Origin of the sequence: Yersinia vastinensis (assembly GCF_044905075.1) — a bacterium.
Taxonomy (GTDB): Bacteria; Pseudomonadota; Gammaproteobacteria; order Enterobacterales; family Enterobacteriaceae; genus Yersinia; species Yersinia vastinensis.
Genome location: NZ_CP173260.1, coordinates 2,412,408 through 2,429,595 on the forward strand (window position 1 = coordinate 2,412,408; position 17,188 = coordinate 2,429,595).

A 17,188-nucleotide genomic window follows, 5' to 3' on the forward strand; every position below is an offset into this window, starting at 1 on the left:
ACGACATCAGGGACAACGGGTCTATTTGATAAGCGAGATGCTGATGTTTGATTTCTCCACCCCTGTCGATCGCCACGGCACTTGGTGTACCCAGTGGGACTATATTGCTGACCGATTTGGTGCCGCAGATTTGTTGCCGTTTACTATCTCAGATATGGATTTCCCTACCGCACCGGTTATTTTACATGCATTGAATAAGCGTATTGAACACGGCGTACTCGGATATAGTCGTTGGCAGCATGAAGATTTTCTGGGATCGGTTCGTCATTGGTATCAGCAACGTTTTCATTGCCATATCGATACCTCGATGGCGGTTTATGGCCCATCGGTTATCTATATGGTGGCCCAACTGATTCGCTGCTGGTCAGCGCCCAGCGATTTCGTCGTTACCCATACCCCCGCTTATGACGCCTTCTACAAAGTGATCTTGGGTAATCAACGTCAATTATTGAGCTGCCCACTGCATAAAGTCGATAACCAGTGGCAATGTGATATGGCCCATCTAGAAGCCTTGCTGGCACGCCCACAGACCAAAATCTTGCTGCTGTGTAGCCCGCATAACCCCACAGGAAAAGTCTGGACCCCTGAAGAATTGACACATATGGCAGAGTTATGCGAACGCCATCAGGTCAAAGTTATTAGTGATGAGATTCATATGGACATGACATGGAATGATCAAGTCCATACACCGTGGAGTCAGGTTGGCCAAACACCTTGGGCTTTACTGACCTCGGGATCCAAGACATTTAATATTCCGGCGCTAACAGGGGCTTACGGTTTTATCAGTGACACTGAGACCCGAGACATCTATACCCAGATGTTAAAGGGTCGCGACGGCCTCTCTTCTCCGGCGGTGCTGGCGATCGTCGCACATATCGCCGCTTACCAACAGGCAGAACCTTGGTTGGATGAATTGCGCAGTTATCTGCAAGCCAATCTGGCTTATGTCGCTCAACGGTTAAATGAAGCCTTTCCAGTATTGAACTGGCAACCGCCGCAAGCGACCTATTTGGCATGGATAGATTTACGACCATTAAATATTGACGATCATCAATTACAAGATGTTCTGATCGAGCAAGAAAAAGTCGCCATTATGCCCGGATTCACTTATGGCGAAGAAGGCCGTGGCTTCCTACGCCTCAATGTCGGCTGCCCCCGCAGTAAAGTTGAGTCGGGTATGGATAAGTTAATTAGCGGTATCCAGTTTTTACAGGGGAAATAACAGCACTTAACCCAAAGACTATTCTTGCGCGCCACTCAATCCCAGAGTGGCGTTTTATTCGCCTTTCTGAATCATCCCTGCTGAAAATTTAAATAAAAGATATACTACTGAATCACCTAATTTGGACTGAATCAGTTTATATGCAGTGGGTCAGCAAATGAAAAAGAAAGAATTTATTGCTCAGGACTTATTGAGCAAAATGTACCAATATGGTGAAGATTTACCGGAGAAATTACCGCCAGAACGCCAGTTAGCTGAAGAGTATGGTGTGTCACGTTTTACTATTCGTAAGGCATTGGAAAAACTGGCAGCGATTGGTGCAGTGCATATGGTGCAAGGTGCGGGGATCTTCATCAATCCCGGGGTTGGTAGCAATCCGTTAGTGTATAACTCAATCACAGAGAAAAAATTCAACCAAATCAGCTTCCGCCTGATTAGCCTCCATAAACGCCGTCCAAACAATGAAGAGCAACAAATATTTAATCTTACTGTGGATGATTTTATTTGGGCATTTTCACGCTTACGTTATATCGATAATCGCAGAGTTCAAATTGAGAGTTCCCGCATGCCGGTGTCAGCATTCCCTGATTTAACCCCCAAGGTCATCGAAAGCTCCATACAGCAATATATTCTCAGTAAAGGCTATCACCTGTCTCATTCATTAACCCATTATCAGGCGATCAACATCAATAAAGAGCAAGCAGAATTACTCGGATGCAAGAAAGGTATTGCCGCCATGCATATCCTTAATCGAGGGATTTTGCAGGACGGCAGTGTATATACCTTCAGTGATATCGTCGATATAGACTATTCCTGTACCTATATTATTCCCTTCAATCAGGACAACCTGAAATTTCGACAAAGTTAAGTTTGGCGTAGTTAAAAATATATCATGGTCATTTAAGGTGTATGAATGGTGCCATTTGGCAACCGGCTTTGCGTCCATTCATGAGGTCGATAAACAACAGGGAATTCAGTCGCTAATTTAGCATCAAAATCAACACCAATCCCTGCTTGTTCTATTGGATAAAAATACCCTGACTCCGGAACCACAGCCCCGGGAAAAACATGAGTGGTATTGGCCGGATAGGCAACAAATTCCTGAATGGCCGCATTGTGCAGGTAAATATTCAGATGCGTATTAACCGCTGCACCAATGGGGGTCATATCTGGAGGACAATGCCAGGCAAGCCGGACGCCGAAGTTTTGGCAGAAACTACCCAGTTTCAGTGCCGGAGTAATCCCACCAATCTGCGAAACATGGCAGCGCAGGAAATCGATCCGGCGGTGAATAATCAGATCTTTCCATTCTGCAGGGTTATTAAACAGCTCGCCCGTCGCGAGTGGTACTGCAGTTTGATTGCGTATTTGCTCCAGCCACTCATTCTGATTTGGCGGTAAAATGTCTTCAATATAGTAAGGTCGGAAGGCTTCCAACTGTTTAGCAAATTGTACTGCTTGCTGTGGGAATAGACGCTCATGGACGTCATGTAATATATGAAATTGATTACCATACTTTTCGCGTAAAGCCTTAAACATCGCCAGCGTATTATCCATATATTGGTCTTGGTCATAATATGCCCCCGCCGTTGGCTCACGAGTGGTATGTATATCCTCAGAATTTCCACCATAGAAACCCAACTGACAGCGAATATGCCGGTATCCCTGCGCTAATAATTCATCCACCTCATGGTAAAGCCCTTCTAACGTATCGCTGGCGGCGTGGCTATACACCGCAATAGCATCTTTCGATTTGCCACCAAAAAGCTGATACAGCGGCATGTCAGCTAACTTGCCTTTAATATCCCACAGCGCCATATCAATGCCTGCGATAGCATTGTTAATCACCGGGCCATTGCGCCAATAAGCATTGACCATCATCATCTGCCATAAATCTTCAATATTATTGGCATCACGCCCCAGTAATAATGGCCGCAGATATTCATCCACCATCACTTTAACCGCCAAAGGACGCTGCTGAAATGTGGCACAACCCAACCCAACAACCCCTTTATTAGTTTCAATTTTAACCACCACCAAATTATGGCGATCAGGGCGAGTTATTTGACATTCAATGCCTGTGATTAATGTGGGTTGCATGCAAAGCTCCTTTACAGCACTCAAGTAACCACTCATCCGAACGGGTTACAAGCTATGCGAAAATAAATAAATTCTTATGAAGTATTTGCTGATTTCACCTTATTTCACGGGGCGTTGTAAACCTTAAATTTAAATGTTTTTTTTGGTCTGTAATTCAAGCTATTTGTCATAAAAAACCATACCAATTTACTAAAAACCCCCTTAATCAAGCTCAATACACCGAATAATGTGACCTAGGGCATGATTTATTGGTTTGTTTTTAACATTGAGTAAAACTATTATCTTTCGCAGTTAATAAAAATAATTATTCCGGTGCGAGGGTTTTATGGGCAGGACTGAGGCATGTCAATTAATAATAAAATTGGTTGGTGGGCAGAAAAACATAAATAAAGTCTGGCACTGTATGACGCGCCTGCGTTTTGATTTAATTGATGATAGTCAAGTCGATTGGGAAAAAATAAAAGCATTACCCAGTGTATTAGGGGCACAAAACCAGAGCGATCAAGTACAAATTATTATCGGGCCTAAGGTTAATGATTGGTATCAAGATATTGTTGCTAATCTAGCCCCTGAAGAAAATAAATCCTCAGTCGCACCGAACGCACGGAAAAGCCTAATATCACTCTTTATGGATACCGTTTCTGGAGTATTCGGCCCTATCGTGCCAGCGATTGCCGGTGCGGGGATGATTAAAGGTTTACTGGCGGGATTAATCGCACTGAAAATCATCTCGGCCAAAAGCGATACGGTCATGATTATTGACCTAATTGCCAGTGGCGTATTCTATTTTCTGCCATTCTTTCTTGCCGTCTCTGCCGCCAAGATATTTAAAACCAACGAATATCTTGCTGCCGCAGTTGCCGCCTGTCTGATGTACCCCACGCTGATTGATGCAGCCAAAGCACTCGCAGCGCATACACCGGGAGCAGTTAATGTCATTTATTTTATGGACGTTGTCCCGGTGTCGGTATTTAACTATTCCGCAAGCGTAATACCGGTTATTTTCTCAATTCTGGCTCTAAGTTACATTCATCGCTGGGTTGATAAAATTATGCCAGACGTATTGAAAACCGTCTTTACCCCAACCTTAACTCTGTTTATCACCGCCCTCGTTTCGCTAACGTTAATTGGCCCTGCGGGAATTTATTTAGGCAAACTGCTCGCATTCTGTATTCAGGGATTGTTTGATATCTCATCCGTATTTGCTGGTTTTATTGTTGGGGCTATCCGCCCGATAGCCATCCTTACCGGTATGCATCACGCCATGACGCCCATTGCATTGCAAAACTTTACCGACAAAGGTTTTGATATGTTGATGCCGATGATGTTTATGGCAAATATGGCAATTGCCGGCTCAACTTTTGCTATCTATTTCCATGTTAAAACGCGGGAAGAAAGAACCGTGGTGTTGTCTGCAGCCGTTTCTGGGTTGCTGGGGATAACCGAGCCTGCACTGTTTGGTGTGCTCACCAAATACAAAAAGGCCTTTATTGCTACCACCATAAGCAGCTCCATTGCTTCTGCATTTATTGCCTTTTTCGGCGTCCGACTTTATGGCTATATTTTGTCAAGTATCTTTAGCCTACCCGCCTATATTGGTCCTTATTTTATCTATATCCTGATGGGGGTGACTCTGGCGCTCGGGTTGTCATTTATCCTCACTTACATAATGGTAATCAGATCTGACAAGAAACTCGTGGCGATTGAGTCTTGAAGGATAATTCAGATCTGAATTGAGATGATGAGTGGACTATATCGTTCACTCATCATTCATTTATGATGCCAATCACTTTTTTATGCAACAATATGGATATTTTCATCGATTTGTTTTTATAATACTCTGCACTTTACCTAACAATCATCTAAGTGAGTGCACAATATGATCGACTCCCGCCTTCCTCTGACTGACATCCATCGCCACCTTGACGGCAATATCCGTGCGCAAACTATTTTAGAATTGGGTCGGCAGTTCAATTTATCGCTACCTGCAAATGAATTAGATGCCCTCCGTCCGCATGTACAAATCACGAAAAATGAGCCGGATCTGGTTAGTTTCCTGCAGAAGTTGGATTGGGGTGTGGCGGTTTTGGGGTCACTGGATGCTTGCCGCCGTGTCGCTTATGAGAACGTCGAAGACGCTGTAAAAGCAGGTTTACATTATGCAGAGTTGCGCTTTTCCCCCTTCTATATGGCGATGAAACATCAACTCCCTGTTGCCGGTGTTGTCGAGGCCGTGATTGACGGCATAAAGTCCGGTTGCCGCGATTTTGATATTGATATTCGCCTCATTGGCATTCTCAGCCGTACTTTTGGTGAGCAAGCCTGCTTAGAAGAACTCAATGGTTTACTGGCTCACCGTGATGGTATCACTGCGTTGGATCTGGCTGGTGACGAGTTGGGTTTCCCCGGTGGCCTCTTTCGCAGCCACTTCAATCGGGCGCGCGATGCCGGTTTACATATTACCATCCATGCAGGCGAAGCTGCCGGCCCTGAAAGTATATGGCAAGCTATCCGCGAATTAGGAGCAGAGCGTATCGGGCATGGTGTCAAGGCAGTCGAAGATATTAAGTTAATGGATTATTTGGCTGAACATAAGATTGGGATAGAATCCTGTCTGACTTCTAATATCCAAACCAGCACGGTCGCTTCTTTGGCAGCACACCCCTTAGCAACTTTCCTGCGTCACGGAGTGATAGCCTCAATTAATACTGATGACCCCGCCGTACAGGGGATTGAAATCGCCAATGAATATTATGTTGCCGCACCAGCGGCAGGCTTGACTCAACAAGAGATCCGCCAAGCTCAGGAAAATGGCCTGACAATGGCCTTTATCAATGAACAAGAAAAGCAGGCATTACGCGATAAAGTTCGTGGCTAAACTGCTTCCGACGTGACAAAAAAATGCCCGTACTTGCGTAAAGTCCGGGCATTTTAATTTTGATGGTATCTAATTACTTCGTTTCGCCACGATCACCTGAAACTGATTGTGCAGCAACCAACTCTTTAGCTGCGTTCTCTCCCGCAACTCGTTTGGCATATCGCTGCGCCAATACCGCACAGACCATCAATTGAACTTGGTGGAATATCATCAACGGCAATACCATAACCCCCACTACAGACGCGGGGAACAATACGTTAGCCATTGGGATACCATTCGCTAGGCTTTTCTTCGAGCCACAGAACACAATGGTAATTTCGTCAGCAGTATTAAACCCTAGCCAACGAGCAGCATAAGTATTGACGACCAACACCACGGTGAGTAATACCATTGAACACACCAATATCGCCAACAGTGACCAGCCATCAATTTGATGCCAAATGCCCTGAACTACAGCTTCGCTAAACGCAACATAAACCACCAAAAGAATTGATGACCGGTCAGTGATATTGACCAATTTCTTATGACGTTCAACCCATTTTGCAATCAATGGACGAGATAAGTGGCCGACAATAAATGGCACCATCAACTGCATAATGATAGAGCCAATCGCATGCAGAGTATCCGTCTCCCCACCTTGGGTTTGCATCAACATCCCCACCAGTATCGGAGACAAGAATACTCCAAGGATACTGGAAGCCGATGCGCTGCATATCGCCGCAGCCACATTCCCACCCGCGACTGAGGTATAAGCGATGGCCGATTGCACCGTCGCAGGTAACGCGCATAAATAGAGGAACCCCAGATACAGTGTTGGCGTTAACACGCCGGGAACCAGCACATTCATCCCCAATCCTAGCAGCGGGAATAACGCAAATGTGCTAAGAAAAACCACCAGATGCAGTTTCCAATGCCCCATGCCGGAAACAATCGCCGCACGGGAGAGTTTGGCTCCATGCATAAAGAATAATAAGGCGATGGCTGCCGTCGTCAGATGCTCAAACCACACTTTCACTTCCCCTTCACAAGGGAAAATAGAAGCGATAATGACCACCACAATCAGTATTAATAAAAACCTATCTATCTGTAAGCGTTGTAACCATGACATGCCACTGTATTCCTTCTCCCCGAGACAGCGACGTCGCTAAAGGATTAACGGCAACGTCACGTTTGTTGGGGTATTTTTCAAATAAAAACTGGGTGCAATGATGACACCCAATAAAGTGGCAACTCAGTTTGCAGATGAAACCGGCAGCGCTTTTTTCTGTTGATCAGAGGCCATACCCAGTTCTATCAATTCCATCACTTTAATCGCTTCAGATGCCGGTACTGGATTAGGTGCGGTTCCCAAAATAGCATCCCGTATACCAGCATAATAAGCAGGGTAATTCCCCGGCAACGTGAGTAATGGTTTTTCAGCGAGGACCCCATCACGTGACAGTGTCACCACCCCATCACGCATATCATAGCCCCAGTCCGCCTGCGGTAATCGTTCCCCCGCCTTCAGCCTATCTTCTTGCGGATCCAAACCAAACTTAATGTAGCTACCTTGCATACCATGGACGATATAGCGTGCAGTTTCAGCTGCGGCCAATACGGTGCCATGCAGCACTACACGTTGGCCTGGATAACTAAGAACAGCATGGAAATAATCTACTGATTGTGCGCCCGGACGTAACATTCCTAGGTCTACATTTAAGGTATCGGGTAATCCAAACAACTGCAGCGCCTGATCCAACAGATGCGGCCCTAAATCGTACCAAATGCCGCTCCCTGCACCTGCTTGCTCACGCCAGCGTTGGCGGATCTCCGGACGATAACGGTCAAAATGTGATTCAAAGTAGACCACTTTCCCTAAGGCACCTTCGGCCAGCAATGTTTTCAGTGTCAGAAAATCACTGTCCCAGCGACGATTATGGAATACCGAGAGCAGTAACCCAGCATCATCTGCCTGTTTTTTAAGCTCATTTGCTTGTGACAGTGTCACCGTAAAAGGTTTATCAACCACCACATGTTTACCCGCAGCCAGAGCTTTTTGCGCTAATGGAAAATGGGTATCATTGGGTGTAGGTATAACGATGAGATCGATAGAAGGGTCGTCAAACAGCGCTTGTGGTTCAGAAACAACCGTCATTGATGGCCAATCAGCATGAACTTTACTGGCATCACTACTGGAAACACCTGCGAGTTCAAGCCCCGGCGTCCCCATGATGAGCGGTGCATGGAACGTTTTACTGGCATAACCATAGCCCAGCAAACCTACTCTTATTTTTTCGGCCATTTTGTTTCCTCTTGCCCGGAATATTCGTCATCTTTACACTTCAAGTGGATCGATTTGACACCATGATGAATCCCGCGACAAGAGGTAATTTCTTGCTGAGCATTTCAGGCGGGATTAAACCCGCACAATTACCTCTGAATTATCCCGCCATTCTGGATGACGTAGACTGCGTTGCGGGTAGTTGGTTTCAATACTGCGACGCCGGAAATCACTGGGGCTAACCCCTACGCGTTTGCGGAAAACGCGCGAGAAATAGAGCTGGTCGTCATAGCCGACGACCCGGCCAATCGTCGCGATGGGTTCTTGTGTGGTTTGCAGTAATAATTTTGCCCGGATAACTCGCTGATCTTCACGCCAACGCAGGATATTAATCCCCACCTGCTCACGAAAAAGATGCGCCAAGCGAGAGGGAGACAGACACACATGCCGCGCCACTTCGTCAATACGCAATTCCCCTGCCAGATTACCCGTAATAAACTGACATGCTTCTATGACGCGTGGATCCATAATACGTTGTGGGCTAAGAGGGTCTTCTTCCATTGCACGCAGCAGAAGACGCTCCAGCAAGTTCATTCCTAATTCTTCACCAAAACGGCGACCTGATTTTTGTGTCTGCTCAATATTGGCAAATAGCCGGTCAAACTCTAGAAGTAAATTATTGTTAGGTAAGGATAAACGCCCTACTTCATGGGTTTTACTGTGCCATTCTAACCAGTCGGCCCAGTAAGCTCGCGGCCGGAAATAGACCCAACGGTGATACCAGCAATCACTGTTAGGCGAACGGCCGTAATAGTGTGCCGCCTTGGGTGGAAATAGCAGCAAATCGCCGGGATTACTGTAAAACGTATTTTCACCGTCAAATATCTTACCCTGACCTTTAATGGTCAAATTAAGAATATACCCCTTCATCCCCCCCGGCCTGTCGATAAAGAAATCGAGTGGTCCATCTGCCAGAATCGGGGTTAATCCTGCTACCAGATAGGCATTAAACGTGTAGCCGGGCAGCAAGGGATTGGGTTGCGGTTCCTGAACCATTCGATGGTACATTTAGCCTCCTTGGAGTCTTTTTCTGTTATGTAGGCAAACGCTCGTGCTAACTCCAGTTTATCGGGCAGATTTCACGCTGCCCGATAGTGATGACAGAATTGTGAGCCAGATAGGCTTTTTATGGACTTTTCTGTCACTCGCAGACTTATACTGTCCGTTTAGCAAGCTGCTTGTAACGGTCGAAGATAACCGCTGCTAGCAGGATCAAGCCACGAACTACGTATTGAGAGAATGGCGAAATGTTCAACAGGTTCATGGCATTTTCCACTGTCCCCAGAATTAAAATCCCGGCAATAACATAGGAAATTTTACCAATCCCACCTTTGAGTGAAACCCCACCCAGTACACAAGCAGAAATAACGATCAACTCATAACCTATTGAGGTCATTGGCTGACCGCTGGTCATGCGCGAAGCGAGGATAATACCCGCGGCAGCAGACACCAAACCGGATAACACAAAGATAATAATCTTGGTACGCACCACCGGAACCCCGGCTAAACGAGCGGCATCTTCATTGCCCCCAATGGCCAGTGTGTTACGGCCAAAGGTGGTTTTATTCAACAGAAAACCAAACAGAGCCAAGCAAGCAATGGTTATCCAGATAGGTGCTGGCAAACCAAACCAGTTGGTGTAACCCAGCGCAAAGAAACGTTCATCTTCGATGCCTACGGCTTTACCATCAGAGATGATGTACGCCAAGCCACGGACAATCTGCATCGTCGCCAATGTGGTAATCAGGGCATTAATTTTCAACCGGGCAATTACAAAGCCATTAATCAACCCACACAGCGCCCCCAACACTAAACCCGCACCGACCCCTAGCCACAGGCTTTCGGTCATATTGATGACCACGGCGGTAGTCACCCCCGCACAAGCAATCACCGAGGCAACAGATAAGTCAAAATCACCGGATGCCAGACAAAACAGCATGCCGCATGCCACCATCCCAGACATCGAGATTGCCAACCCCAGCCCTTTCATATTGATAAAAGAGCCAAAATTAGGCACAAATATCACGCAGCCGATAAAGACCACGGCGAAGACCACCAGCATGCCATAGCTATCCCAAATGCGTGAAAGCCCCAGCCCTCCTTTGGCAGGAGCCTCTTGAGGTGGCTGCGACTGAGGTGATGGCGGGGTCTTCTTATCAGAATTCAAAGTAACACTGGACATAGTTAACTCCTTCACAATCAGGCAACCGCAGGCGCGGCATCAGTCGTTATATTTGGGGCACGTAGCATCGCCAGACTGAGCGCTTGCTCTTCAGTGGCATGACCGTGTTCTAACTCACCGGAAATAGCCCCCTCACGCATCACTACAATTCTGTCAGCCAGCCCAAGCACTTCAGGCAAATCACTGGACGCAAACAACACAGCAATACCCTGTTTCGCCAGTGCATAAATCACGTTATAAATCTCATGCTTGGCTCCAACATCAATACCGCGCGTCGGTTCATCCAGCAGGATCACTTTCATATCCTCGGATAACCAGCGGCCTAAAATGGCTTTCTGCTGATTGCCGCCGGAGAGATTCATAATTAACTGTTGGGGGCCTGGTGTTTTGATATTTAGGGACTGAATGCGTAATGCCGCATTCTCTTGCTCCCAGCGGTTATTAATCAGGCAGCCCGCGGTTAGGGTTTTACGTCGGGCGCTGATATTGATGTTGTCCTGCACTGAATGCACCGGAATAATGCCATCAGCTTTACGATCCTCAGGGCATAGCATGATCCCAGCGGTAATGGCATCAATGGGGGAACGAACCGTCAGCGCTTTGCCATCCAACAACACTTGCCCACTGGTCAGTTTGGTGCCACCAAATAATCCTTTGAGTAATTCACTGCGCCCCGCGCCGACTAACCCAAATAAGCCAACAATCTCACCCTGATGCACCGTCAAACTAATGGGGGATTTAACACCAATGGCTTTTACATCTTGCAATGTCAGGCGCTCCGGCCCTATTTCACGGGGTTGATAGCCATAAATATCTCCCAGATTGCGCCCCACCATGGCCTGAACTAATGAGTCATTATTAACCTGCTCCATATCATCAAAAGTGCGCACGTAGCGACCATCTTTGAACACGGTAATGGCATCACTCAGTGCAAAAATTTCTTCCATACGGTGGGAAACATATAAAATAACCCGCCCTTCAGCGCGCAATTCGCGAATAACCCGAAATAGCTGTTCAATCTCTCTGGCAGAGAGTGAGCTGGTAGGTTCATCAAAGGCAATTATCTTGGCATTGCGCGCCAACGCTTTGGCAATTTCCACCATCTGCCATTGGCCGATGGAGAGATATTTCAGGGGGGTGTCGGGATCAATATCCAGCCCTAAATGTGCGAGCTGCAAACTGGACTCATAACGCAATAATTTACGATCGACCATGCCCATCTTGGTTGGCAATTGGCCTAAATAGATATTTTCTGCCACGGTCATTTCCGGTACTAAGTGCAGTTCCTGATAAATGATCGCCACCCCCGCGTCGAGTGCCTCGGTGGTGTTGGTAAAATTGACCGCCTTCCCTCTAATGTGGATTTCGCCCTGGGTTGGCGTGTAATTACCACTGAGAATTTTCAGCAGTGTTGACTTCCCTGCGCCATTCTCCCCCATCAGGGCGTGGATTTGACCGGCCTGACAGGTAAAACTGATATCATCCAGCGCTTGAACACCGGGGAAACTTTTTCCGATGCCACAAAAAGCCAGATAAGGTGACTTCTCGGCTTCCTGCTCGGCTTGTAACGCAGAATGGAGTGCTGACATGATGGCTTCCTTCTAAATTTTGGGTTGCACCGCGCCACGTAATAACATGATAAATAACTGCGTGGTCAGGTGGGGCAAGCCGCAGCCTGCCCCCAGTGCGTCATAGCCTGTATCTCCACAAGACATAACGGAATTACATCAAGCCTTTTTTCTCTAACTCAGTTTTGAAGTTATCCCGAGTGATCAACACCACATCCGTGACTTCAGTAAATTTCGCTGGCTCAACATCTTTGGTAACCCAGTCATGAAGCATCTGGATGCTCTTGTAACCATGGATATCCGGGCTTGGTAACAGAGAACCGTAGAAACCGGTCGCCTGGCCTTTTGACAATTCACTTACCGCATCAACACCATTGATACCAATCCCAATCACATTAGGTGCTTTAAAGCCCTGACCTTCGGTTGCCCGCACGCCACCCAATACGGTGTTGTCGTTCATCCCGACAATCAGCCAGTTTTTCACTTCAGGGTGCTGTACCAACATGGAGTTAGCGGCATCAAATGCGCCCGGAATATCATTGGATTTGGTTGGTACTTTATAGATTTGTTTCTCTGGGAAACCTGCTGCTTTCAGCGCGTCCATAGAGCCTGTAGTACGGCGACGTGCCGTATCAAGCTCGTCAGAAGTAATAGCCATGACAGCGGTTTCTGCCGGTTGCCATCCACGGTTATTCATCTCTTTCCACAGTTCCTGTCCTTGACGCTCACCGATTTTGGTCGCCGCCATCATCACTAATGGAACACTTTCCATCGGTTTGCCTTTGGCATTAACGAATTGGTCATCAACTGCGATCACTTTCAGGTTATAACTGCGTGCTTTTGCTTCGATGGCTGGCCCCAATTTAGGGTCCGGTGTACAGATGACAAAACCTTTTGCACCGCTGGCCGCCAGACTATCAATTGCATTTAGTGTTTTTTCACCATCGGGCACGGCAATCTTTATCACTTCGAAACCTAAATCCTTCCCGGCTTTATCAGCAAACTTCCATTCTGTCTGGAACCAAGGTTCTTCCGGTTGCTTGACTAAAAAGCCTAATTTCATGCTTTCGGCAATAGCTGAATGTGACATAACTGCCGCTAACCCAACCACTGCCAGCGCCTTAGTTAATTTATGCATAGTGTTCTCCGGACTGTTTTTGTAGGAAGAGATGTTTTTTGTTTATTAAATCGTCAACTACACAAATCTATCGATTTTCAGTGGAAACGTTATCAATCATGTTTTCTCAGTTTAAGTGCGGTTGCATGCTCTATAAAAGCCACCTAACCTCACCACACCCGGTAAGACGGTGACAGTTTTAACGTTAATTTCCTTTCAGAATGTAGAGCGCTATCACATCCAGGGATTACAGTTTATTTATCCATATATTCAGCAAATTTAACCTCTCTCTAACTTTTGACTGACATCACAAAAACACTGTAGGAAGCAGAAAAGTACATACTTCCAGCTATTGGCTCCTCACATCTTGCCGCCGCTCACTCCTATGGTTATTGCCAATGAATTCTTGTTTTCTGCAATCGTTAGGAGCATCCCCCATGACAGGCGACGTTATATCGGCAGGCAGCCCTTTATCGAAAAATAACGCTATAGCGCTCGGGTTGGATTTTGGCAGCGATTCCGTGCGGGTATTGGCGGTGGATTGTCAGCATGGCACCGAGATCGATACCGAAGTTGTTTATTACCCTCGATGGCAGCAGGGCCTTTATAGCCAGGCCGCCCACAATCAGTTCCGTCACCACCCTCTCGACTATATAGAAGCGATGGAGCAGGCCATCCAGCAGGTGGTCAATCGCCTCTCGACGCAACAGCGTCAACAAATTGTCGGCATTGGTGTGGATACCACCGGCTCTACACCAGCCCCGATTGATGAACAAGGTCAGGTATTGGCGCTACGTCCGGATTTTGCGGATAACCCTAATGCCATGTTCGTGTTGTGGAAAGACCACACTGCCATTGAAGAAGCAGAAGAAATCAATCGCTTATGTCACAGCGGAGAATTTGCTGATTACTCGCGCTATATCGGCGGTGTTTACTCTTCTGAGTGGTTTTGGGCAAAGATCTTGCACATTACCCGAGCGGATAAAGCGGTTCGTGATACGGCGGTGTCATGGGTTGAATTGTGCGACTGGATCCCGGCATTGCTCTCTGGTACTACGGCACCACAAGATATTCAACGAGGCCGATGCAGCGCTGGACATAAAAGCTTGTGGCACCCTTCTTGGGGAGGATTGCCACCACGAGAATTCCTGACGGCGCTGGATAGTAGCCTGGTTAACAAGCTCGATTACCCCTTATTTACTGATACCTATACTGCAGAACGCCCCGTGGGAGTTATCACCGCTGAATGGGCTGAACGTCTAGGTTTACCTGCTAACGTTGTCATTTCAGGTGGTGCATTTGATTGCCATATGGGCGCCGTTGGTGCGGGAGCTCAACCATATACATTGGTCAAAGTTATCGGCACCTCGACTTGCGATATCTTGATTGCCGATGAAAAGCTGGTGGGTGATCGGGCGATTGCAGGAATCTGTGGTCAGGTAGAAGGTAGCGTAGTACCCGGCTGGATTGGTATGGAGGCGGGTCAATCGGCATTTGGTGATATGTATGCCTGGTTTAGCCGTTTATTGAGCTGGCCATTACATCAGGCTGCACTGGCACAGCCCGAATTACAGCCTCAATTAAAGCAGATTGAATCCACCCTTCTTACCTCGCTCACAACTGAGTGGGCTAAAAATCCATCGCTTGATCATCTACCGGTGGTATTGGATTGGTTTAATGGTCGCCGCACACCAAATGCTAATCAGCGCTTGAAAGGTGTTATTACGGATCTGAATCTTGGCACCGATGCTCCGACGCTATTTGGTGGTTTTATTGCTGCTACCGCATTCGGTGCTCGCGCCATCATGGAATGCTTCGAACAACAGGATATTCCGGTGGAGAATGTGCTGGCATTAGGCGGTATTGCACGGAAATCTCCAGTGATCATGCAGGTTTGTGCTGATGTGATGAATCGACCGCTACAAATAGTGGCATCAGATCAATGTTGCGCCTTAGGTGCTGCTATTTTTGCAGCGGTTGCTGCTGGCGTATTTGATGATGTCCCAGCTGCACAGCGCCATATGGCCTGTAAAATTGAACGCACCTTGATACCAAATGCAACACAAGTCGCACGCTATCAACAGCTTTATCAACGCTATCAACAGTGGTGCTTATCGGCCGAACCCCATTACGCGCCAGTCACCGAGACTAAGCACTGATCTTGATGGTTAACCTGATTTATAAATATATACATTATTAAACGGAGTATCCGATGGACGTATTCAAGCAATCAGAAGTGTGGTTTGTGATCGGCAGTCAAAACCTGTATGGCCCTAAAACATTGCAACAAGTTATGGATAATGCCCATCATGTGGTCAGCAGCCTGAATAGTGAAGCGGGTTTACCGGTCAAATTAGTGCTAAAACCCTTGGTCACTACGCCAGACGAGATCACCGCCCTGTGTCGCGAAGCTAATTATGATACGGCGTGCATCGGCATCATGACTTGGCTCCACACTTTCTCACCAGCCAAAATGTGGATTGGTGGGCTGAGTATTCTGAATAAACCTTTGCTGCAATTCCATACCCAATTTAATGCTCAGATCCCATGGGAAACCATGGATATGGACTTTATGAACTTGAACCAAACAGCTCACGGTGGCCGTGAGTTTGGTTTTATCGGTGCACGTATGCGTCAGCAGCATAGCGTCATCACCGGGCACTGGCAGGATAAAGAAGCACACCAACGCATTGGTCAATGGATGCGGGTAGCTGCGGCTAAACAGGAAAGCCAACAACTGAAAGTTGCTCGTTTTGGCGACAATATGCGTGAAGTAGCCGTCACCGAAGGTGATAAAGTTGCAGCTCAAATTCAGTTCGGATATTCGGTCAATGCCTACGGCATTGGCGACTTGGTCACCGTGGTGGACGCAGTCAGTAAAGGGGATATAGATGCTCTGGTTGAAGAGTATGAGGCCACCTATCGCTTGACTGATGCCGTGAAATTGAACGGCAATAAACGTGAAAATCTGCTGGATGCGGCTCGCATTGAGTTAGGGATGAAGCGTTTCCTTGAGCAAGGCGGTTTTAAAGCCTTTACCACCAACTTTGAAAACTTATATGGTCTGAAACAGTTACCGGGGCTGGCCGTCCAACGTCTTATGCAGCAAGGTTATGGCTTCGGTGGCGAAGGCGACTGGAAAACCGCAGCACTGCTGCGCATCCTGAAAGTGATGGGTACCGGTCTGAAAGGCGGCACGTCCTTTATGGAGGATTACACCTATAACTTCCAGCCGGGCAATGATTTAGTTGTTGGTTCTCACATGCTGGAAGTCTGCCCATCAATTGCAAAAGAAGAGAAACCACTGCTGGATGTGCAACATTTAGGTATCGGTGGTAAAGCTGACCCTGCTCGTTTGATCTTCTCAACCCCAGCAGGCCCGGCCCTGAATGCCAGCTTGATTGATATGGGTAACCGCTTCCGCTTGCTGGTTAATGTGGTCGATACCGTTGAGCAACCCCACCCGTTACCAAAACTGCCTGTTGCTCGCGCTATCTGGCAAGCCCAACCGTCACTGGCAACTGCCGCCGAAGCTTGGATCATTGCTGGTGGTGCGCACCATACCGTGTTCTCACAAGCTATTGGCGTTGATGAACTGCGCCTGTATGCCGAAATGCATGGGATTGAGTTCCTGCTTATCGATAACGACACCACCCTGCCAGCGTTCAAAAATGAAATTCGTTGGAATGAAGTCTATTACCATCTGAATCATTGAGTTAGCGAAGGTAGGACCGTCATTTATATTTATCAGCAGATTAATTACTCATCAACCAAGGGGGCTTAATAGCCCCTTTTCATGGT

Annotated in this window: 13 protein-coding genes; 6 read left to right on the top strand and 7 right to left on the bottom strand. The window is 47.1% G+C overall.

Annotated elements, in window-relative coordinates:
• Positions 1-43: 43 nt before the first annotated feature.
• Positions 44-1,222 carry a MalY/PatB family protein gene (locus tag ACIOG0_RS11320; RefSeq protein WP_050097767.1) on the top strand — a complete coding sequence of 393 codons (1,179 nt, stop codon included), beginning with the start codon at positions 44-46 and terminating at the stop codon, positions 1,220-1,222.
• A 157-nt stretch (positions 1,223-1,379) separates the two neighbouring features.
• The gene (locus tag ACIOG0_RS11325; protein WP_128451546.1) at positions 1,380-2,090 is read left to right on the top strand and encodes a GntR family transcriptional regulator; all 711 of its coding nucleotides are present in this window, start codon (positions 1,380-1,382) and stop codon (positions 2,088-2,090) included.
• Between the two features lie 32 nt (positions 2,091-2,122).
• Here ACIOG0_RS11325 and ACIOG0_RS11330 read toward each other — a convergent pair whose 3' ends face one another.
• On the bottom strand, positions 2,123-3,322 hold the full coding sequence (locus ACIOG0_RS11330; RefSeq protein ID WP_128451545.1) for an enolase C-terminal domain-like protein: 1,200 nt from the start codon (positions 3,320-3,322) through the stop codon (positions 2,123-2,125).
• A 325-nt stretch (positions 3,323-3,647) separates the two neighbouring features.
• On the opposite strand from ACIOG0_RS11330, the gene ACIOG0_RS11335 reads away from it, so the two are divergent.
• Entirely contained in the window at positions 3,648-5,036 is a 1,389-nt protein-coding gene (locus ACIOG0_RS11335; RefSeq protein WP_050140625.1) for a PTS transporter subunit EIIC, read from the top strand.
• Between the two features lie 165 nt (positions 5,037-5,201).
• Complete coding sequence (gene add, locus ACIOG0_RS11340) at positions 5,202-6,200, top strand: adenosine deaminase (RefSeq protein WP_050097712.1); 999 nt, start codon at positions 5,202-5,204, stop codon at positions 6,198-6,200.
• A 73-nt stretch (positions 6,201-6,273) separates the two neighbouring features.
• On the opposite strand, the gene ACIOG0_RS11345 is transcribed toward add, so the two are convergent.
• The 6 genes from ACIOG0_RS11345 to ACIOG0_RS11370 all read right to left on the bottom strand — a co-directional run bounded on the left by ACIOG0_RS11345 (position 6,274) and on the right by ACIOG0_RS11370 (position 13,408).
• Positions 6,274-7,308: a bile acid:sodium symporter family protein gene (locus tag ACIOG0_RS11345; protein ID WP_050097713.1), complete on the bottom strand. Its 1,035-nt coding sequence runs from the start codon at positions 7,306-7,308 to the stop codon at positions 6,274-6,276.
• Positions 7,309-7,431: 123 nt separating this feature from the next.
• Positions 7,432-8,481 carry an oxidoreductase gene (locus ACIOG0_RS11350; protein ID WP_050097714.1) on the bottom strand — a complete coding sequence of 350 codons (1,050 nt, stop codon included), beginning with the start codon at positions 8,479-8,481 and terminating at the stop codon, positions 7,432-7,434.
• A 114-nt stretch (positions 8,482-8,595) separates the two neighbouring features.
• A complete protein-coding gene (gene araC, locus ACIOG0_RS11355; RefSeq protein ID WP_050097715.1) occupies positions 8,596-9,528 on the bottom strand; it encodes an arabinose operon transcriptional regulator AraC in 933 nt (310 codons plus the stop codon).
• Positions 9,529-9,673: 145 nt separating this feature from the next.
• Complete coding sequence (gene araH / locus ACIOG0_RS11360; protein WP_050097716.1) at positions 9,674-10,702, bottom strand: L-arabinose ABC transporter permease AraH; 1,029 nt, start codon at positions 10,700-10,702, stop codon at positions 9,674-9,676.
• A gap of 17 nt (positions 10,703-10,719) precedes the next feature.
• Positions 10,720-12,291, bottom strand: coding sequence for an L-arabinose ABC transporter ATP-binding protein AraG (araG, locus tag ACIOG0_RS11365; protein ID WP_050140622.1), 1,572 nt, complete (start codon positions 12,289-12,291; stop codon positions 10,720-10,722).
• A gap of 133 nt (positions 12,292-12,424) precedes the next feature.
• Positions 12,425-13,408, bottom strand: a complete 984-nt coding sequence (locus ACIOG0_RS11370) for an arabinose ABC transporter substrate-binding protein (RefSeq protein ID WP_050097718.1) — start codon at positions 13,406-13,408, stop codon at positions 12,425-12,427.
• Positions 13,409-13,824: 416 nt separating this feature from the next.
• Here ACIOG0_RS11370 and ACIOG0_RS11375 point away from each other — a divergent pair, with 416 nt between their 5' ends.
• Together ACIOG0_RS11375 and araA are read left to right on the top strand one after the other, a co-directional pair.
• A complete protein-coding gene (locus tag ACIOG0_RS11375; RefSeq protein ID WP_128451543.1) occupies positions 13,825-15,546 on the top strand; it encodes a ribulokinase in 1,722 nt (573 codons plus the stop codon).
• Positions 15,547-15,599: 53 nt separating this feature from the next.
• Entirely contained in the window at positions 15,600-17,102 is a 1,503-nt protein-coding gene (gene araA, locus ACIOG0_RS11380) for an L-arabinose isomerase (protein WP_050097720.1), read from the top strand.
• Positions 17,103-17,188 lie beyond the last annotated feature (86 nt).